Origin of the sequence: Streptomyces sp. NPDC053542 (assembly GCF_044544685.1) — a bacterium.
Taxonomy (GTDB): domain Bacteria; phylum Actinomycetota; class Actinomycetes; order Streptomycetales; family Streptomycetaceae; genus Streptomyces.
On the sequence record NZ_JBITXL010000003.1, the window covers coordinates 473,183 to 493,043 of the forward strand.

A 19,861-nucleotide genomic window follows, 5' to 3' on the forward strand; every position below is an offset into this window, starting at 1 on the left:
TGTCCACCACCTTTAGGAAGCGGAAGAGGGCGGTTGCCGCCGTGTCGCCACAGTCCCCCAACACTTCGAGTGCCTCGACCGACCAAGACGGGCAGGGAAAGAACCCTGCAGCCGGATTCGGTGCGAACGAGTGGCTCGTCGACGAGATCTACCAGCAGTACCTCCAGGACCCGAACTCGGTAGACCGAGCCTGGTGGGACTTCTTCGCCGACTACAAGCCGGGCGCACCGGTGACGTCGGGCACCCCGGCCGACGAGGCCAAGCCCGCCGCGCCCGCGACCCCGCCGGCCAAGCCGGCGGCCGCCGCCCCGGCGAAGGCCGAGCCGAAGCCTGCCGAGGCCAAGCCGACCGCCGCGCAGCCCGCGCCGGCCAAGGCCGCCCCGGCAAAGGCCGCCCCGGCAAAGGCCGCCCCGAAGGCGGACGCCAAGCCCGCCGAGGCGACCGAAGGCCCGGAGTACGTCACCCTGCGTGGCCCCTCCGCCGCCGTGGCGAAGAACATGAACGCCTCGCTGGAGCTGCCCACGGCCACGTCCGTGCGCGCCGTTCCCGTGAAGCTGCTGTTCGACAACCGCATCGTCATGAACAACCACCTCAAGCGCGCCCGCGGTGGGAAGGTCTCCTTCACCCACCTCATCGGGTACGCCATGGTGCAGGCGCTCAAGGCGATGCCCTCGATGAACTACTCGTTCACCGAGAAGGACGGCAAGCCCACCCTGGTCAAGCCCGACCACATCAACCTGGGCCTGGCCATCGACCTGGTGAAGCCGAACGGTGACCGCCAGCTCGTCGTCGCCGCCATCAAGAAGGCAGAGACCCTGTCCTTCTTCGAGTTCTGGCAGGCGTACGAGGACATCGTCCGCCGCGCCCGGGTCGGCAAGCTGACGATGGAGGACTTCACCGGCGTCACCGCGTCGCTGACGAACCCCGGCGGCATCGGCACCGTGCACTCCGTGCCGCGCCTGATGCCCGGCCAGGGCCTCATCATCGGCGTCGGCGCGATGGAGTACCCCGCGGAGTTCCAGGGCACCTCGCAGGACACCCTGAACAAGCTCGGCATCTCCAAGGTCATGACGCTGACCAGCACCTATGACCACCGAGTGATCCAGGGCGCCGCCTCCGGCGAGTTCCTGCGCATCATGAGCCAGCTGCTGCTCGGCGAGAACGACTTCTTCGACGACATCTTCAAGTCGCTGCGGATTCCGTACGAGCCGGTCCGCTGGCTCAAGGACATCGACGTCAGCCACGACGACGACGTCTCCAAGGCGGCCCGGGTCTTCGACCTGATCCACGCCTACCGGGTGCGCGGCCACGTCATGGCCGACACCGACCCGCTGGAGTACAAGCAGCGCAAGCACGCCGACCTGGACATCACCGAGCACGGCCTCACCCTGTGGGACCTGGAGCGGGAGTTCGCGGTCGGCGGCTTCTCCGGCAAGTCGATGATGAAGCTCCGCGACATCCTCGGCGTGCTGCGCGACTCGTACTGCCGCACCACCGGCATCGAGTACATGCACATCCAGGACCCCAAGCAGCGCAAGTGGCTGCAGGACCGCCTGGAGCGCCCGCACACCCCGCCGGAGCGCGAGGAGCAGCTGCGCATCCTGCGCCGCCTGAACTCCGCCGAGGCGTTCGAGACCTTCCTGCAGACGAAGTACGTCGGCCAGAAGCGCTTCTCGCTGGAGGGCGGCGAGTCCGTCATCCCGATGCTGGACGCGGTCATCGACTCCGCCGCCGAGTCGCGGCTGGACGAGGTCGTCATCGGCATGGCCCACCGCGGCCGGCTGAACGTCCTCGCCAACATCGTCGGCAAGTCCTACGCGCAGATCTTCCGCGAGTTCGAGGGCAACCTCGACCCGAAGTCGATGCACGGCTCCGGCGACGTGAAGTACCACCTGGGCGCCGAGGGCACCTTCACCGGTCTCGACGGCGAGCAGATCAAGGTCTCGCTGGCCGCCAACCCCTCGCACCTCGAAGCGGTCGACCCGATCGTCGAGGGCATCGCCCGCGCCAAGCAGGACATCATCGGCAAGGGCGGCACGGACTTCACGGTCCTGCCGGTCCAGCTGCACGGTGACGCGGCGTTCGCCGGCCAGGGCGTGGTCGCCGAGACGCTGAACATGTCGCAGCTGCGGGGCTACCGCACCGGCGGCACGGTCCACATCGTCATCAACAACCAGGTCGGCTTCACCGCCGCGCCGGAGTCGGCCCGCTCCTCCATGTACGCCACGGACGTGGCCCGCATGATCGAGGCGCCGATCTTCCACGTGAACGGTGACGACCCGGAGGCCGTGGTGCGCGTCGCGCGCCTCGCCTTCGAGTTCCGCCAGGCGTTCAACAAGGACGTCGTCATCGACCTGATCTGCTACCGCCGCCGCGGTCACAACGAGTCGGACAACCCGGCCTTCACCCAGCCGCTGATGTACGACCTGATCGACAAGAAGCGCTCGGTGCGCAAGCTCTACACCGAGTCCCTCATCGGTCGCGGCGACATCACGCTGGAAGAGGCCGAGCAGGCGCTGCAGGACTTCCAGGGCCAGCTGGAGAAGGTCTTCACCGAGGTCCGCGAGGCCACGACGGCCCCGGCGGTCCCCGAGGTGCCGCAGCCGCAGGCCGAGTTCCCGGTCCACGTGGACACCGCGGTCTCCCAGGAGGTCGTGAAGCGGATCGCCGAGTCCCAGGTCAACATCCCCGACCACATCACCGTGCACCCGCGCCTGCTGCCCCAGCTGCAGCGCCGCGCGGCGATGGTCGAGGACGGCACGATCGACTGGGGCATGGGCGAGACCCTGGCCTTCGGCTCGCTGCTGATGGAGGGCACCCCGGTCCGGCTCGCCGGCCAGGACTCCCGCCGCGGCACCTTCGGCCAGCGCCACGCGGTCCTCATCGACCGCGAGACCGGCAACGACTACACGCCGCTGCTGTACCTCTCCGAGGACCAGGCGCGGTTCAACGTGTACGACTCGCTGCTCTCCGAGTACGCGGCGATGGGCTTCGAGTACGGCTACTCGCTGGCCCGTCCCGAGTCGCTGGTCATGTGGGAGGCGCAGTTCGGTGACTTCGTCAACGGCGCGCAGACCGTCGTGGACGAGTTCATCTCCTCCGCCGAGCAGAAGTGGGGCCAGACCTCCGGCGTCACGCTGCTCCTGCCGCACGGCTACGAGGGCCAGGGCCCGGACCACTCCTCGGCCCGCATCGAGCGCTTCCTCCAGCTGTGCGCGCAGAACAACATGACCGTCGCGATGCCGACGCTCCCCTCCAACTACTTCCACCTGCTGCGCTGGCAGGTGCACAACCCGCACCACAAGCCGCTCGTCGTCTTCACCCCGAAGTCGATGCTGCGTCTGAAGGCCGCGGCGTCGAAGACGGAGGAGTTCACCACCGGCGGCTTCCGCCCGGTGATCGGCGACAGCACGGTCGACCCGAACGCCGTCCAGAAGGTCATCTTCTGCTCCGGCAAGGTCTACTACGACCTGGAGGCCGAGCGGCAGAAGCGCGGCGCGCACGACACCGCGCTCGTCCGCATCGAGCGGCTGTACCCGCTGCCGGGCAAGGAGCTGCAGGCGGAGATCGCCAAGTTCCCGAACGCCGGCAAGTTCCTCTGGGTCCAGGAGGAGCCCGCCAACCAGGGCGCCTGGCCGTTCCTCGGCCTGAACCTGATCGACCACCTGGACCTGGCGGTCGGCGCCGACATCCCGCACGGCGAGCGTCTGCGCCGCATCTCGCGGCCGCACTCCTCGTCGCCGGCCGTCGGCTCCGCCAAGCGCCACCAGGCCGAGCAGGCCCAGCTCATCGCGGAGGCGTTCGACGCCTGAGCAGGCCGCATGAGGCAGTACGGGTGGGCCCCCACCGGATCTTTCCGGTGGGGGCCCACCCCTTTGCCGTTTACCGTCAGATCGTCAGCGGCTCGAAGTCGCGGAGCTGGTACGGCGGCAGGTCGGCCTCGGTGGAGCGGGTGTTGTGGGCGAGGTCCAGGGTCCACGGGTGGCTCGGGCCGACGGCCGCCTCCATGGCGAGCAGCGCGCGGCTCAGGGACCCGAGGGCCACCTCCCGGTCGCCCACCGCGAGCAGCGCCAGCGCGTGGTTGGCGTCGCTGCCGACGGTGTACGGGTGGGCGGGGCCGAGCAGCTCGCGGTAGCTCGTGTAGGTGAGTTCGGCGGTGACGAGGGCCCGCTCGAGGTCGCCGGACTCGCGCTCCAGGCAGCCGAAGCCGGCGGCGATCATCAGCGTGAGCGGGTTCCGGCGGCCGAGCAGCCGCACCGCCCGCTCCAGCAGCCGTTCCATGCCCTGCCGCGCCCGCTCGCCCTGCCCGGCGCCCCGGCGGCAGAGCGCGAGGCCGTGCCCGGCGCGCAGCGACTGGGGGTGGTCGGCGCCCAGGACGCGGTGGTGGCTGCGCGCGGTCCGCTCCTGGAGCTCCAGTGCCGCCTCGGCGCGGCCGGTGAGCCGCAGACCGGTGGCGTAGTGCAGCTCGGAGTAGAGCGTCCAGGGGTGGCCGGGCCCGAGGAGCCGGCGGCGCGCCCGCAGCGTCCGCAGGTCCAGCTCCAGTGCCTCGTCGTACGCGCCGAGCAGCCGCAGGGAGACGGCGGTGTTGTTCTGTGCGGCGAGGGTGCGCGCGTCGCCCTCGCCGAAGGTCTGCCGGCTGCCGTCGAGCACGTACTGGGAGAGTTCCAGGGCTTCCTGGAGGCGGGCGAGGCCGCGCAGGTCGGCGGCGAGCCCGGTGGCGGCCCGCAGGATGTCGGCGTCGGGGGTGGAGCGCCGGCCGAGCAGCCGCTCCAGCGCGGCCCGGTCCAGCTCCTCGCAGGCCGCGTACTGTCCGGCGGCGCGCAGCAGGTTGGCGTGCGCGTGCAGCAGGTCCAGCAGGCGCGGGTCGTCCTCCGGCAGCAGCCGCCGCCAGCTGCGGTCCGCGCGCCGGGCCAGGGCCAGGCCGGTGTCCTGGACGCCGGCGAGGTAGGCGTAGCGCAGGCAGTTCAGCACCGGGCGCGCGGTTTCCGCCGGGTCGGCCTCCAGCGCGCCGGAGGGCAGCAGGTGCGGCAGCAGCGCGGCGTACGCGGGCCACTCGGCGGGGTCGTCGGGGCGGCCGGGGTCGGCGGCGGCGAGCGCGCCGCGCACGGCCCGCGCGTACCGTTCCCGCTCCGGCGCGGGGACGCCCTCGCGGACCAGGAGGCGGACCATGCGGTGCAGATGGACGCCGGTGATGGCAGCGCCGTCCGGGCTCTCCTCGGCGTCCACGACGGAGTAGCGGGCGAGCAGCCGCAGCGCGTCCTGGAGCCGTCGCGGGTCGCCGGTCAGCGGGGCGAAGTCGCCGCGGATCCGGCCGAGGAGGGTGACCGGCACGGTGCCGGGCGCGAGGACGGCGCACAGCCGCAGCAGTTCCCCGGCGTCCGGCGCGGTCTCGGCGATGCGGTCCAGCAGGGCCGTCCAGGCCGCGGCGAAGGTCATCGGGAAGTCCTCGGCGACGACCGTGCCGGCGTCGCCGAGGCCGCCCTCCAGCAGCCGCAGATAGCTCCCGACGCTCATGTCGGAGTCGTTCAGCCAGCCCGCCGTCTGGTCCAGGAGGAGCGGCAGGTCCTCCAGCGCCGCGGCCAGCCGGCCCGCCTCGGCCGCGTCCAGGCGCGGGGCCCGGCGGCGTACGAAGGCGATGCTCTCCGGACGGTCGAAGACGGGGACCGGGAGGAGGAGGGTGTTGTAGGTGTCCCAGGAGCGGTTCCGGGAGGTGATCAGGACGTGGCCCGAGCCGCTGGGCAGCAGGCCGGCCACCGCTTCGGGGTCATCGGCGCCGTCCAGGACGAGCAGCCAGCGGTGGTACGGCTCGCCGCGGCGCAGCGCGTCCGTGACCGCGCGCAGCCGCTCGGCGGTCCCCGTACCACCTCCGAGCCCCAACTCCGGTGCCAGGTCGGCAAGTTGTCGCCGCGCCTCCGCTCCCGTCCCGGCGGCGATCCACCACACCACGTCGTACTCGGTGGCGAAGCGGTGCACGTACTCGGCGGCCAGCTGCGTCTTGCCGACGCCCGCCATGCCCAGCAGCGTGCAGACCGCCGCGCCCCGTACGGAGCCCGCCAGGCGGCGGTGGATGCGGGCGAGGAGGGCCGCGCGGCCGGTGAAGCGCGGGTTGCGGCGCGGCACTCCGCCCCAGACGTCGGGCGCGTCCAGCGGGAAGCGCGGGCCGCCGGCGCCGGGCGCCGGGGTGTCCGGGAGCCCGAGGCGGCGCAGCAGGAGGCGCTCGGCGTGGTGTGCGCCGGCCTCGGTCAGCTGGGCGGGGCCGAGCTCCGCTGCGCCCCGCGGGAGGTTGCCGGGGTCGGTGACGGAGACGGCGGCGAAGCGGCCGGGGTGGGCGGCGGTGACGGCGGCGAGGGCGGTGTCCCACTCCCGTCCCGTGCGGACGCCGGGCTGGAAGTAGCCGGCGCTGAAGACGAGCAGGACCCGGCCGCCGGAGAGCGTGAGTCCGCCGAGCGCGGCGCGCAGTTCCATCGCGGCGGGCGGGTCCCAGTGGTGCAGCGGGGCGCGCAGCCCGTGCCGTTCGAGACGGTCGGCGATCCAGTCGCCCCAGGCCCTCGCGTCCCCGGCGACGCTGACGGTGACCCGCGGGCCGGGCGGCGGACCGGGCCGTACCGGCCGGGCGGGCCGCGGCACCCGCGCGGACGCGGCGTCCGTCGGCCGCTGCGGGAACGTCGACTCCGCCGGCTGCGCCATACGGTCCTGCTCTCCTCCGGGGGACCGTGGACACGGCCCTGTTCTTCCGTATCCCACCGGGCCCGGCCGCCGCGAGCGGATTCCGGCCTAGTACGGTGCGCCCGGCCGCGGCTGACGCAGCGTCAGGTCATCTGCGGCTCGAAGTCCCAGTAGGGCCGGGTACGGGCGCGCGCGGAGACGGTGTGGGCGTGCTGGGGGCCCAGTACGGTGCTCAGGCCGGTCAGGGCCTCCTCCTCCAGCTTGTCGGCCTCCTGGCGTTTGCGCAGGCCGCGCAGGTCCGCGGCGAGCGCGATCTGGCCGGAGAGGGTCAGCGGGTGGCGCAGGCCCAGGGTGGCGGTGGCGCGGGTGACGGTGTCCCGGCCCAGTTCGGCGGCGGCCTCCGGGTCGCCGGAGAAGTTGCGGGCCGCCGCGGCGTTCAGCGAGCAGCCCAGCGTCCAGGGGTGGTCGGGGCCGACTGCCCGGCGCATCCCCTCCAGCGCCTCCTCGGAGAGCAGCAGCGCCTGCTGCCGCTCGCCCGCGGCGCGCAGCACCAGCGCGTGGTTGGCCTGGGCGCCGATCGCGTACGGGTGGGCCGCGCCCAGCTGGAAGAGGTACCGCTCGGCGACCTGCTCGCCGATCTCCCGGGCCTGGTCCAGGCTGCCGTGCTCGCGGGCGAAGCAGGAGTAGCTGACGGCGACCATGAGGGTGAGCGGGTCGGTCTCGCCGAGGACCCGCTCGGACCGTTCCAGTACCCGGCCGAGGAGCCGGCCGGCCTTGGCGCGGTCGCCGGAACGGTAGAGGCACAGCCCGAGGTTGTGCTCGGCGCGCAGCGTCTGGGGGTTGTCGTTGCCCATGACGATGCGGTGCACCCGGACGCTGTGCTCCTGCACCGAGGTGGCTTCGGCGTAACGGCCGAGCAGGCGCAGGTCGGTGGCGACGTGGATCTCGGAGAAGAGCGACCAGTTGTGGCGGGGGCGCAGCAGCTCGCGGCGGGCCTCCAGGGTGCGCCGGTGCAGCGCCAGGGAGTCGGTGTAGCGGCCGAGGAGGCGGAGCGAGACGGCGAGGTTGTTCTGTGCGTTCAGGGTGCGCGAGTCCTGCTCGCCGACCAGTTCGGTGTAGCCCTGCAGGACGGTGGTGGACAGCTCCAGGGCCTCCTCGAAGCGGGCGAGGCCGCGCAGGTCGGCGGCGAGCCCGGTGGCGGCGCGCAGGGTGTCCAGGTCGCGCGGGCCCTGGGTCTCGCGCAGATGGTCCAGGACGACGCGGTCCAGCGCCTCGGTGGCGGCGTAGTCGCCGGTGGCGCGCAGCAGGTTGGCGTAGTGGTAGCTGAGGTCCCAGATCCGCGGGTGGGTGTCGCCGAGCAGCTCCCGCCAGGCGGCCAGGGCGCGTTCGGCGAGCTTGAGGCCGGAGCGGTACTCGCCGGAGAGGTACATGTACCGCAGTACGTTCAGGACCAGGTTCTGCACGTCGGGGTCCCGGCTGACCAGGACGTTCGCTGCCTTGAGGTGCTGGGCGAGCTCGGCGAACCGGGGCCACAGCCGGGTGTCGGTGGGGCGCAGCGGGTCGGCGGCGGCCAGCGCGCGCTGCGCGACGCGGCTGTACTCCGCCTGCTGCCGGTCCGGCATCAGGGCGCGGACGGTCTGGTGGACCATGCGGTGCATGTAGAGGATCTCGCCGCCGGGGGACGCGTCGTCGGCGGTGACGTCGTGGGACTCGATGCGGACGACCGAGTACTGCAGGAGCTTGCTGATGGCCTGGTTCCACAGCAGCGGGTCGTTCATCAGCCCGGTCAGCTCCTCCGGCAGGTCGCCGGGCGGGATCTCGCGGAGCAGCCGTACGGGGATGGCGGCGGGCGCGAAGAAGGAGCACAGCCGCAGCAGGTCGACGGAGGCGGGCACGGCCTCGGCCAGCCGGTTCTGCAGTATCGACCAGGAGGTCTGGTAGGTCATCGGGAAGTCGTGGGCGACCCGGACGACCTCGGCGTCGGCGCCGCTCTCCTCCAGCAGCTCGACGTACTCGTCGACGGTCATCGTGGTGTCGCTGAGCCAGCCCGCGGTCTGGTCGAGCAGCAGCGGCAGGTCCTCCAGCGCCTCGGCCAGCCTGTCCGCCTCGGGGCGGTCCAGGCGCGGGGCGCGGCGCCGGACGAAGGCGATGGACTCCTCGCGGGTGTAGACCGGGACCTCGAACATCATGGTGTTGTGCTCGCTCCACTCGCGGTTCTGCGAGGTGAGCAGGACGTGCCCGGGCCCGGAGGGCAGCATGTCGGCGACGTGTTCGGGCTGGTCGGCGCCGTCCAGGACGAGCAGCCAGCGGTTCGAGGGCTCGCCGCGGCGGAGCGCGTCGCGGACGGCGCGCAGCCGCTCGCCGTACTCCTGACCGGTGCTCAGGCCGAGCGCGGGGGCCAGCTCGGCCAGCCGCTGGCGCATCGGGGTGCGCTCGCCCGCCGCGACCCACCAGACCACGTCGTACTCGGAGCCGAAGCGGTAGACGTACTCGGTGGCGAGCTGGGTCTTGCCGACGCCGGACATGCCGTACAGCGTGCACACGGCGGCGCCGCGCTCGGCCTGCTGGAGGCGGTGGTAGACGTCGGCCAGGAGGTTCTCGCGGCCGGTGAAGCGGGTGTTGCGGCGCGGCACGCCGCCCCAGACGCGCGGCTGCTCCTGGGGGTAGCGGGGGCCGCTGCCGTCCTCCTCGGGCTCGGCGTGCGGGTCGGGGTCGATGCCGAGCCGGGCCAGCAGCCGCCGCTCGGCCTCGCGGGCGCCGACGTCGGCCAGCTCGGCGGCGCCGAAGACGGCGGTGGCGGTGGGCAGCGCGTTCGTCGTGATGGAGACCGCGGCGAACTTGTCCTGGCGGTCGGCGACGACGGTGCGCAGCGCGGCGTTCCACTCCTCGTGGCTGCGCGGGCCGAGCTGGATGTACCAGTCGCTGAGCACGATCAGGACGGTGCCCTCGGCGAGTGCGAGGTCGCTCAGCGCGTCCTCCAGCGGGGTGCCGGCCCGCGGGTCCCAGCGCTGGAAGGCCACTCGCATCCCGTGCCGTTCGAGCCGGTCGCCGATCCAGGCGGCCCACGCGCGGTTGAAGCCGGCGAAGCTGACCGTGACGGGGGGCCGGCCTCCGTGCGAGATGGTCCTGCGCGCTGCGGGCATTCGAACGACTCCCTCGTCTTGCGTACGAACGGACGGCCGGGCAAGGACCGTCAGAGCTGCCCTTCTGGGGAACATACACCGGCGAACCGGTCGTCGGCGGTCATCGCGCGTACTGTCGCCGCCACATCGTCCGCGAGGTCTCCACGTAGGCGCTGGCGCGCGCCAAGTACCCCTCGGGAGGCGGGCGTTCCCGCAATCGGGTGAGGCGGTCGGCCATGGCGCCGACCAGGACGCGGCCGGCCGGGGTGAGGGCGCGGGAGCCGAGCAGCGTGGGCAGCGCGGCGCCGACCTGTTCGCGGCAGCGGGAGTGCTCGGCCCACGCGGTGTGGCGCTCCAGCGCGGTGGTCGCGGTGAGCGCGAAGCGCTGCCAGTAGTCGGCGAGCGCGAGGTGCGAGTAGGTGCCCTGGAGCAGGCCGTCGAAGGGGCGCGGGTCGGGCCGCCAGGGGGCCCAGTGCCGGGCGGTACCGCTGTCGTGGTGCAGCGGCGACAGCTCGGCGAGCGCGGCGAGCTTGGCGTGCTGGAGTTCGTGGACGAGCGTCGCGGCGAGGAAGGCGGGGGTCTGCGGGGTGGAGCTGAGGACCGCGCCGAACGCCTCGCGGCGGGTGCCGCTGCAGTGCGCGGGGCCGGAGGCGTGCGGGCTGGCGTTGGGGGGCGGGGCGAGCGGGACGACGCAGTCCAGCAGGACGTCGACTTCCAGGGCGCGGGTCGGGCCGCCGCGCTCCAGCAGCGGCCGGGCCCCGGCCCAGGCGGCCTGCCAGCGGGCCCGTTCGGCGGTGGTGAGCGGCTCGGCGGGCCGCAGGCCGTGCCGCTCCAGCCCGCTGTCGGCCGTGCGGAAGGGGTCGAGATCGTCCAGCAGTACGGGGTGGGGGCCGCCGGTGAGGGGGCGCAGCGGGCGCCATGCCGGGTCGGCCGACTCCCAGGCGCCGTCGGGCCGGGGCAGCAGCACGGCGGCCGGCCCGGCGGGCGGCCGCAGCGTCAACTTGCTGTTGCAGTAGGCGAGTTCGAGTTCCGTCGGCGGTCCCTCACGTCCGGCCGCCCGCCCGGGCAGGGTGTACGCGCCGAGGGTGGGCAGGGCCAGTACGCCACTCGGGGCGCGCAGCCTCAGGGTGAACGGGAGCCGGGCGCGGGCGGCGGCCGCGGCGGCGACGGCCCCGAGGTGTTCGAGGTCGGGGAGGAGGCCGGGCGGCGGGACGGCGGCGGCGAGGCCGCGCAGGGCGCGCCGCACCCAGGGCCCGAGCAGCGGGTAGTACAGCACCCGGCGGGTGGCGTCCCGGTCCGCGCGGTCGGCCGCCTCCAGGAGCGCCCAGTGCTCCGCCACCCGGGCCGCCGCGGGCCGCGGCACGCTCGGCGCGCGGGCGGAGTCCACCGCGTCCAGCAGCGCGCGCAGCAACAGCAGCCGCCGCGTCCGCTGGTCGTCCACCAGCAGCCGCAGCGCCTCCGCACCGCCCTCGGACCGGCCCAGCTCGCGCAGCAGGTCCACCGGTATCCGGCTGCTCATCGGGCGGGCCCCCGGGTGGCACGGCCCGTTTCACGGGCCGTCGCCAGCCGTTCCGCGGCGTGCCGGATCAGCCGCTGGAGGTCGGCGCAGTACACCGAGGGGTTGGCGAAGCCGCTGCCCCGCCGGTAGCGGTGCGCGTACTGGCCGCCGCCGCATACCCGCACCAGCGGGCAGGCGCGGCACACGGGGGCGAGCGAGGCGGCGCCCGCGTGCCGGGCGGCGATGCCGGGGTGCGCGAGGGCCTTGTCGAAGGAGTGCCGGAAGACGTCCAGGCCGGTGGCGGCGGCGCCCTCGTACGCGGACTTCAGGGAGTCGACCTGCTCGATGCTGCCGTCGGTCTCGACCACGACGGCGGTGAACGGGGTCAGGCCCAGCGACTCGCCGCCGGCCGGCGCGCCGAGCAGCAGGGCCAGGCACTCCTCGAAGAGCCGGATCCGCGGCTGCCCGGGGCCGCCGTCCCACCAGGCGTCGAAGACGGCGCAGAGCCAGTCGCCGTACGGGGTGGGGCGGTCCGCGCCGGGAGTGAGGCCCGGTGGCGGGGTGGTCCAGTTGCCGTGCGGGAGCAGCAGGTCCAGGCGCGGCGGGCGGAGGGCGCGCAGCGAGGCGTAGGTCTCCACGGGGTCGGTGCGCGGGTCGACGACGGCGAGGATGCCCGCGTACGCCTCCGGCCGCTCCTCGGCGAGGAGGCGCAGGCCGCGGACGGCGCGGGACCAGGCCGGGCGCCCCGCGTGGTCCACGCGCGCGGTGTTGTGCGCGGGCAGCCCGCCGTCGAGGCTGACGCCGGCCTTGATGCCATGGTCCGCGAGGGTACGCAGCGCCGTGCGGGTGAGCAGGGTGCCGTTGGTCTGGATCGTGGCGTGCAGGGCGCAGTCCCCGGGGAGCCGGGTGCGCAGCAGGTCGACGGCGCGGCCGAGGCGGTCCGCGCCGGCCAGCAGCGGTTCGCCGCCGTGCAGGACGAGCGCCGCGTGCCGGAGGCCGTGGGCCGCGGCGTGCTCGGCGATGCGCGCGGTGGTGCGGTCCAGGACCGCGTCGCTCATCGTGGCGGGGCGGTCCCGCCAGCCGTGGTCGGCGGCCTCGTAGAGGTAGCAGTACCGGCAGGCGAGGTTGCAGTGGCCGTGCACCTTGAGGACGAACTGCCGGAAGGGGTGGCGGGAGGGGACGTCCGGCCGGTCCGCCGACGGGCCCGTGTCCCGTACGGTCTGCTGCGCCACGTCCGCACCCCCAAAGCCGTGGCCCGCGCAGGGACGGCCCCCGTCGCCGGTCCAGCGCGGAGTATCCCTGCGGGACGGCACGGCCAAACCGGCCGCGATCGCCGGTGTCCGGTTCCCCCGGCACCGACGGCCGAAATCGTTCGGACGGCAGCGGTTCACCTCAGCGGGTCCGCTTCAGAAGGCGCTGTTGAATCCCCAGAGCATTTCCGTCGGTTCGTCCACCCGCGTCCGTATCCGTTCCAGTACTTCCGCGAGCACCGGGTGGTCCACCGTCCGCAGCTCCGCGAGATCCAGGGCGAGCAGGTCCGGCAGCTCGGGCAGCTCGCCGGCCGGCGGCACCGGGGCCCCGGCCGTCTCCGCCTGCCCGGCTTCCGTGTCCTTGCGGCTCGCGCTCATCGCCCTGCCCCTTCCCGCCAACTGCCCCCGCTGGTACGCACGTTCCAATCTGCCGTCTGTCACCCGCCGATGTCCATGAGCCGGCGCGAGGTCTCCCGGGCCGCGGAGCCGCCCTCGTCGGGCAGCCGCCGCCATTCCTCCAGGGCCAGCCGGTAGGCGTCGCGCGCGGCACGCGGCCGCCGCGCGTCCTCGTACGCCTCGCCGCGCAGGTGGTACGCGCGGGCGCACAGCCGTACGGCGGGGTCCGGGTCCGCCGCGCCGTCCTGCGCCGCGCGTGCCGCCTCGGCGGCGCGGCGGTAGGCGTCCGCCGCCTGTTCGAGCTGCGCGTCCAGGCCGGAGCGGCGGTGCGCCAGCCGGTGCGTGCCGCCCAGCTCCAGCCAGCACTCCGCCCGGACCAGCGGGTCGGCGGCGGACTGCGCGGCGAGCCCGAAGAGATGCTCGGCCTCCCGCAGGTCCACCCGGTCGTCGTCGGTCCGCCGCAGCATCAGGGCGCGGCCGAGGGTGAGCAGCCGGCGCGCCAGCCGCGGGTCGCCGGCCGCGGTCTCCATCCGGCAGTCCCGCAGCACCCGGACCGTACGGTGGATGACGGCCCGGCCGCCGGGCTCGCGCGCCCGGCGCATCAGCGCGTCGCCCCACTCCTCGATCAGGTCGCCGTAGCCCTCGCGGTCCCGGGGCACCGCGCGGCAGGCCGCTTCGTACCGCCGGTCGGCCTCCGCCAAATGCCGTACGTCACCGTCCGCTTCGAAGCGGCGCACCGCCAGCCGGGCGGCGCGCACCAGCACCGCGGCCCGCTCGTCCGGCCCCTGCGCCGCCGCCTCCATGTCCGCGACCAGCCGCCCGGCCCGGTCCAGCGCCGTACCGGTCAGCATCAGCAGCGCGTCGGTCAGGTCCAGCCGGGCCCACAGCCGGGCGTCGTGCGGCGCGTCCTCGGCGGCCATCGCGTCGGCCGCGTGCGTGAGCGAGGCCGCGGCCTGCTCCGCGTACGCCGCGGCCTGCTCCCGGTCGGCGGCCGTACCGGCCAGCTGCAGCAGCGCCCGCCCGTGCGCCAGCGGCAGCCCGTGCGGCTGCGCCTCGTCGTACGGCCAGGCGTCCGCGAACGCCTCCAGCATCCCGACGGTCTCCTGGAGCAGGCCGCTGTCGCCGCCCAGCCGCCACTGCTCCTCCAGGACCCGCACCCGCTCCAGGGTGATCTCCAGGGCGTGCCACGGCTCCAGCCCGGCGGTCGCGCACACGGCCGTGAACTCCCGGTCGGCGCGGCGCAGCAGGTCCAGCGCGCCGCGCTCGTCACCGGCCGCGCGCCGCTCCCCCGCCTCGGTGTGCAGCACCCGCCCCAGGGCGGTGCGGGCGCGCGCCTCGCCGGACTGCGCCGCCGTACGCGCCGCCTCCCGCGCCTCGCGCAGCAGCGCCCGGCCGCCCTGCAGCTCCCACAGCCGCAGCAGGGTCTCCGCCAGCTCGCACCACAGCGCGGTGTCCGCGCCGCGGTGCCGCTCGCGTTCGGTGGCGTGCCGCAGCAGCTGCACCGCGTCGAGGAGGTTCTGCACCATGCCGTCGGCGGCGAACCGCCGCACCAGCGCCTGGGAGCGGCGCACCGCCTCGGAGGACGCCGGGCCGCCGGGGCCCTCGTGGCCGTCGGTGGAGATGGTGCGCAGCGGGACGAACCGCTCCAGGACGTGCGCCGCGACCTCGGCGAACGGCTGCGGGGCCCGTACGCCGGGCGCGTCGGCCGGCGGGTGGGTCCGCAGCCGCGCGGCCGACTCCGCCGGGTCCGCGCGCCGGTCGCCGGTGAGCTGCGCGATGGCGAGCGCGGGGAAGTTCGGGCCGCCCTTGCCGAACCGTTGCTCCACATACGCGGAGCAGTGCTTGAGCACCAGCAGCGCCTCGTCCCTGCCGAGCGGTCCGAGCAGTACCTCCTGCACGCCCTTGACGAACTCGTACCAGGGGCCGCCGGCCATCGACTCGCCGTCCGTGCGCGTCAGCAGCCCGCCGAGCAGCACCTCCGACAGCTCCGCCGGGCCGGTCCCGGGCAGCATCGTGCGCTGCACCAGCTGCATGACCGGCAGGCACAGCGGGGCCGCCGCCAGGTAGACCGCGAGCTGTGCCGCACCGGGCGAGGCGGCGCGGCGGAAGCGGGCGACGACCTCGGCGGCGGGCAGCGGGTCGCGGGGGCGCGCGGCGGGGGCCGGAGGCTGGTCGGCGCGGAGCCAGCCGACGGCGGCGGGCACCTTGCCCGCTCCGGTGCCGGAGAGCAGCCGGGCCCAGGCCGCGAGGGCGCCCGCGGCGGGCGGCAGGACGGGGACCGGCAGCGCGCCGCCGCCGGCCTGCGCGGTGTCGCCCGTGAAGTGCAGGGCCGTGGCGTAGGACGGGCCCTCGCCGCGGCGCAGCGTGCCGTAGGAGACGGGCAGCCGGGTGCGCGACCACATGCGCTGCGGCAGCGGCTGGAGGACGGCGAGCGGGCCCTGCCGGGCGAGCCGGTGCAGCAGCCGGTGCGCGTGGCCGCTGCGCCACAGGGGGCCCGCGCAGTCGCTGACCAGGACGGTGACGCGACGGCCCGTGGGGTCGCTGAGCTGGTCGGCCGAGCGTAACGGCGCGTCTCCCGCCTCGAAGCGGCGGGAGACCGCGGGGCGGCCGTCCGGGCCCTGGTGCAGGAACTGCACCTGTACGTCGCGGAAGGCGCCCAACTGGGCGAAGACCTGCTGGAGTTCGTGGAGCAGCCGCTCCCAGACGCACATCGAGGAGGACGCGTCCATGAGCAGCTGGAGCGACGCCTCGGCCCGCGGCACCGCCCGGAACACCGGCATCACCAGCCCGCCCGACCGCGCGCTGCGCTCCGCCGTCGCCGTCTCGTCCAGGACGTGGCGCACGGCGGGCGCCGCGCTGCGGTACCGCTGGAGGGGGCGCAGGGCGCGCTGCAGGGCGAGCAGATCGGGCAGCGCGGGCGCGGCGGGCACGCCCACGGGCAGGCCGCTGCCGTACGGGCCGGGCGGCGCGCCCGGACCGCCGCCGGGCAGCTCCTGGCCGGCCGGGTAGAGCGCGATGTGGGTGGCGCCGGGCGGCCCGGCGGACCCGCTGTCCGGCGGCTCCCGGTCGGCGCCGGGGCCGTCCTGCCGGGCGTCGGTGCGCGGGGGCGCGGGCGTCCGCGCTCCCGGCGTCCGGCTCTCGGCGTCCGCCGTGGTGCCGTCGCTCTCCTGCTCGGCGGCGGCCTCGCGCGGCCGGCAGTACTGCGCCAGCCACAGGGCGTCGGCCAGCTCCCCGACGTCCGGGTCCAGGCCCGCGCCGCGCACCGCCGCGACGACGTCGGCCCAGCTCTGCGGGGCGGTGGGGCGTCCTGCACGGTCCCGCGTCACGTGCTCACCTCGGCCGGTCGAGGCGCTGGATGAGCAGGTCGGCGAGCCGGTCGCGACTGGTGGGGGCGGCCTGGTGGGTGAGGTGGATGGCGTTCAGCAGCTGGTCGGCGGCGAGCAGTTCGCTGCGGGAACGCTCCAGGAAGCGGGCGATCAGGTCATCGCCCGCGCGGGCCGCCTCCTCGCCGAGGTGCGCCCGGACGACCGTGGCCAGCCGCTTGTGGTCGGGCTGGCCCAGCTCCAGGTGGATGCAGCGGCGCAGCAGCGGCGCGGGGAAGTCCCGCTCGCCGTTGCTGGTGAGAATGACGAACGGGAAGGCGTGGCAGCGCACCCGCCCGTCCCGGATGCGGACCTTCTGCCCGTCGTCGGTGAGCACCTCCACCTCGGGCTCCCGCTCCGCCAGCCGCTCCAGCTCGGGGATGGCGAACTCGCCCTCCTCCAGGACGTTCAGCAGGTCGTTCGGCAGGTCGATGTCGCTCTTGTCCAGCTCGTCGACGAGCAGGACGCGCGGCTGCGCGGTGGGCAGCAGGGCCGTGCCCAGCGGGCCGAGCCGGATGTAGCTGCCGATGCCGCCGGGGGTCGCGGCCTGGGTGCCGGGCCCGCCGGCCGCCCGGCTGCTCGCGGCGATCTGCACGTCCTGGAGGCGGGCGATGGCGTCGTAGCGGTACAGCCCGTCGCCCAGTGTCGTCCGGCTCACGACCGGCCAGCGCAGTACGCGGCCGAGCTTGAGCTCATGGGCGACGGCGTGCGCGAGGGTGCTCTTGCCGGTGCCCGGATTGCCGGTGACCAGCAGCGGACGGCGCAGGTACAGCGCGGCGTTGACGATCTCCAGCTCCTCGGCGCTGGGCCGGTGCATCTCCGCGACGTGCTCGCCGAGCCGCCGGGTGGAGGAGCTGTCCGTGGCGGGGCCGGGCGCGACGAGCGGGCCGCCGTCGAAGTCCCGCCAGGGCGGCGGGTCGGGGAGCGCGGCGATGCCGTCGTGGGGCTCGCCCGTGCCGCGGTAGATGAGCCATTCGTTCGGTCCGCTCACTGCGAACTCCTCGTCGCTCGTGGGTCATCGGCGGTAGCGCACCGGCCACGCTCCGACCGTATCGGGACGGACCGCGGCCCGGTAGAAGCACACGGAAACCCGTGGGAGCACGCCCGGAACCGGGTGCCCCTCACGGCGTTTCCAGCACGTCGTCCGCGCCCGGCAGCGGCCGCCCGGGATCGTCGTACAGCAGCGTGATCCCGCGTGACCAGTACGCTTCCGGCTCCGCGGCGCCGATGCCCGCCCGCAGCTCACGGACGGCGAGGGGCAGCCGGTGGGCGGTCGTGCCGCTCTTGACCGTGCGCAGTATCCCGCGGTGGTACTCCCCGCACACCGGGTCCATGCGCTCCCTGCGCCACAGTGCCACCGGGTGGCCGCTGCCGATGATCCGGCGGATCGCCGCGGACCCGCCGTCGCCCCCGGGGACCCGGCACAGCACCGGGAAGGACCGCGCACCCAGCTCCCGCAGCAGGTCCGCCGTCACCTCCTCGGGGCGGCCCTCGTCGCAGTCGACGCAGGCGTGCTCCATGCCGTCCTCGTGCAGCCGCGTCCAGCGCTCCTGGGGCCCGGTCCCGGGGTCCCTGCCGTCCCCCTCGCCGCACGGCGCGCCCGGCGGCCGGTCGGCGCAGCGCACCACCACCGGCCGCAGCTCCCCTATCGGTCTGCTGCCCGGCGGTATCCGCCAGGTGTCCACGTCCAGGTCCAGCAGCGCCTGTCTGAGGGCGACTTCGAGGACGGCGGGGCGGCCCGGCTCGTCGCTGCGGCGGAACGCCTCGCTCAGCGGACCGGCCAGCTCGGCGGGCAGGTCCGCCAGCGCCGTGCCGTGCCGGCCCTCGCCCAGCGGCAGGTCGCCGGAGGGTCTGCTCGCGGTGAGGTACCAGTCGAACCGGCCCTGCTCCCAGGCCCGTTCGGTGATCTCCAGCAGGACGGACGGCAGCGGGCCCGCGGCCGCGTGCTCGCCGGTGCGTCTGCCTCTGCCGATCGCGCGTGCCCGTACCCGGGCCTGCCACTCGGCGCCCAGCCGGTTCCTCGCCAGCGGCGGCAGCTCGGTCATGGCCAGGTCGCGCACCCAGCCCCAGACCGCGTCCGCCGCCTCGGCCGTCGCCGGATACGGATGCTCGGCGGTCGCCGCGTACACCGCGTACCGCAGCACGGCCTCCAGTTCGCTGTGCGCGTCGCGCAGCTCCAGCCGGTCGAGATAGACCTCCAGCCCCTCGCGCCAGCCGCGGGGCGCGGGCGAGAGGCCCTCGCCGCGGCGCGGCAGCAGCTCGTCGACCAGGGCCACCAGCGCGGGCGTGCCGGCCGGCGGCGGCAGCTGGGCGAGCAGGCCGTGCAGCACCACCCGGCGCTTGGGGGTGAGCGCCGCGACCGTGGCGGCCGAGGCGGGCAGCCCGCTCTGCGCCTCGGTCCAGGTGTCCCGGGCCTCGCTGACGTCGGCGTGCCGGTCGGCGTGGTACCGGTCGTGCGCGTGCAGGACGCGGTGGTACGGGTCGTCCTCCTCGCGGCCGATCGGGGTGCCGGGGACGCCGATACGGCGCAGCTGGGCCAGCGCGATGCCGAGCCCGCCGTCGCGCGCGCCGCCGCGCCGTCCCTTCAGTACGCCGATCACCTCGCCGCGCTCGACGTCGACCAGCGGGCCGCCGGAGAGCCCCTCCGGCATCTCGTCCTCGTTGCCGAGGCGCAGCAGGCCGTCGCCGCCGAACTCGCCGCGCACGGTGCACCGTCCGTCGAACGCGCCGACCGTCCCGGCGATCTCCGTGTACCCGAAGTACGCGACCCGCTCGCCGCCGTGCGCCCGGACCGTGCGCGGCGAGAGCCAGCAGCAGGGGTGCGCGGTGGGCTGGAGGAGGCGGATCAGGGCGAGATCGGGGGCGGGCAGCAGGCCGGCCGTGCGCACGGCGGGCTCGGCCCACTCGACGCGGCCGCGCGCGCTGCCCCCCTCGAAGCTCACGCCCACTTCGCCCCCCTCGCCCTCCAGCGCGACATGGGCGCAGGTGAGCACCCAGTTGGGGGCGACGAAGAAGCCGCTCCCCCACAGCGGCGGCTCGGGCTGCCCTCCGTGGGGATACCCGTCCCGGGCGGCGTGGATGCGCACGGTCGCGGCCTTGACGAGCGGGGCGAAGCGCCGGGAGAAGTACGCGTCCGGATCGTGCGCCCCGTTCATGCGCCGCCCCCGGTCCCGCCCTCCGCGAGGTCCGCGGGCGGGCCGCCCTGCCAGGTGAGGGTGACATTGATGGCGGCCTTGGCCTCGCCGTCCGCGAGCAGCCCGACCAGCTTCCCCGACTTCCCGCTCAGCTCGATGCCGAACTGCACGCTGACCTCGTCGGGCCGCAGCCCCTGGAGCGCGCCGGCCAGCGACCGGGCGACGCCGTGCACCAGCCCGTCCAGGCTCTCCATCCGCCCCAGGACGCGGTCGCTGAAGCGGCCGCTGTCGGCGTAGTCCGTGTCCTCGACGCCGGATATCCGGGCCCAGACGGGCGTGCCGTCCGGCAGTTCGATCCGTGCGACATGTGTCGCGTCCTCGCTCATGCCACCCCCCGCTGACACCTGCGCCAGGAGGCCGGCCCCTGTCCGGT

General features: G+C 74.9%; 9 protein-coding genes and 1 pseudogene. 1 reads left to right on the forward strand and 9 read right to left on the reverse strand.

Features of this window, described 5'->3' with window-relative positions:
* Positions 1–41 precede the first annotated feature (41 nt).
* Entirely contained in the window at positions 42–3,812 is a 3,771-nt protein-coding gene (locus ACIGXO_RS10005) for a multifunctional oxoglutarate decarboxylase/oxoglutarate dehydrogenase thiamine pyrophosphate-binding subunit/dihydrolipoyllysine-residue succinyltransferase subunit (RefSeq protein WP_399782973.1), read from the forward strand.
* A 76-nt stretch (positions 3,813–3,888) separates the two neighbouring features.
* On the opposite strand, the gene fxsT (ACIGXO_RS10010) is transcribed toward ACIGXO_RS10005, so the two are convergent.
* From fxsT (ACIGXO_RS10010) to ACIGXO_RS10050, 9 genes and pseudogenes are all read right to left on the reverse strand, one after another.
* A complete protein-coding gene (fxsT, locus tag ACIGXO_RS10010; protein ID WP_399782977.1) occupies positions 3,889–6,687 on the reverse strand; it encodes an FxSxx-COOH system tetratricopeptide repeat protein in 2,799 nt (932 codons plus the stop codon).
* 122 nt (positions 6,688–6,809) lie between these two features.
* Positions 6,810–9,809, reverse strand: a complete 3,000-nt coding sequence (fxsT, locus tag ACIGXO_RS10015) for an FxSxx-COOH system tetratricopeptide repeat protein (RefSeq protein ID WP_399782980.1) — start codon at positions 9,807–9,809, stop codon at positions 6,810–6,812.
* A 100-nt stretch (positions 9,810–9,909) separates the two neighbouring features.
* On the reverse strand, positions 9,910–11,307 hold the full coding sequence (locus ACIGXO_RS10020; RefSeq protein WP_399782983.1) for an HEXXH motif domain-containing protein: 1,398 nt from the start codon (positions 11,305–11,307) through the stop codon (positions 9,910–9,912).
* Positions 11,304–12,518, reverse strand: coding sequence for an FxsB family cyclophane-forming radical SAM/SPASM peptide maturase (locus tag ACIGXO_RS10025; protein ID WP_399782986.1), 1,215 nt, complete (start codon positions 12,516–12,518; stop codon positions 11,304–11,306). The genes ACIGXO_RS10020 and ACIGXO_RS10025 overlap by 4 nt, the downstream gene beginning before the upstream one ends.
* 174 nt (positions 12,519–12,692) lie before the next feature.
* Entirely contained in the window at positions 12,693–12,914 is a 222-nt protein-coding gene (fxsA, locus tag ACIGXO_RS10030) for an FxSxx-COOH cyclophane-containing RiPP peptide (RefSeq protein ID WP_399782989.1), read from the reverse strand.
* Positions 12,915–12,973: 59 nt separating this feature from the next.
* Entirely contained in the window at positions 12,974–16,258 is a 3,285-nt protein-coding gene (locus tag ACIGXO_RS10035) for an SAV_2336 N-terminal domain-related protein (protein WP_399782992.1), read from the reverse strand.
* 4 nt (positions 16,259–16,262) lie between these two features.
* On the reverse strand, positions 16,263–17,285 hold the full coding sequence (locus ACIGXO_RS10040; RefSeq protein WP_399782995.1) for an AAA family ATPase: 1,023 nt from the start codon (positions 17,283–17,285) through the stop codon (positions 16,263–16,265).
* 130 nt (positions 17,286–17,415) lie between these two features.
* A complete protein-coding gene (locus tag ACIGXO_RS10045; protein ID WP_399782997.1) occupies positions 17,416–19,449 on the reverse strand; it encodes a trypsin-like peptidase domain-containing protein in 2,034 nt (677 codons plus the stop codon).
* A gap of 29 nt (positions 19,450–19,478) precedes the next feature.
* Positions 19,479–19,814: pseudogene (locus ACIGXO_RS10050) on the reverse strand (CU044_2847 family protein); the annotation flags it as partial.
* Between the last annotated feature and the right edge of the window lie 47 nt (positions 19,815–19,861).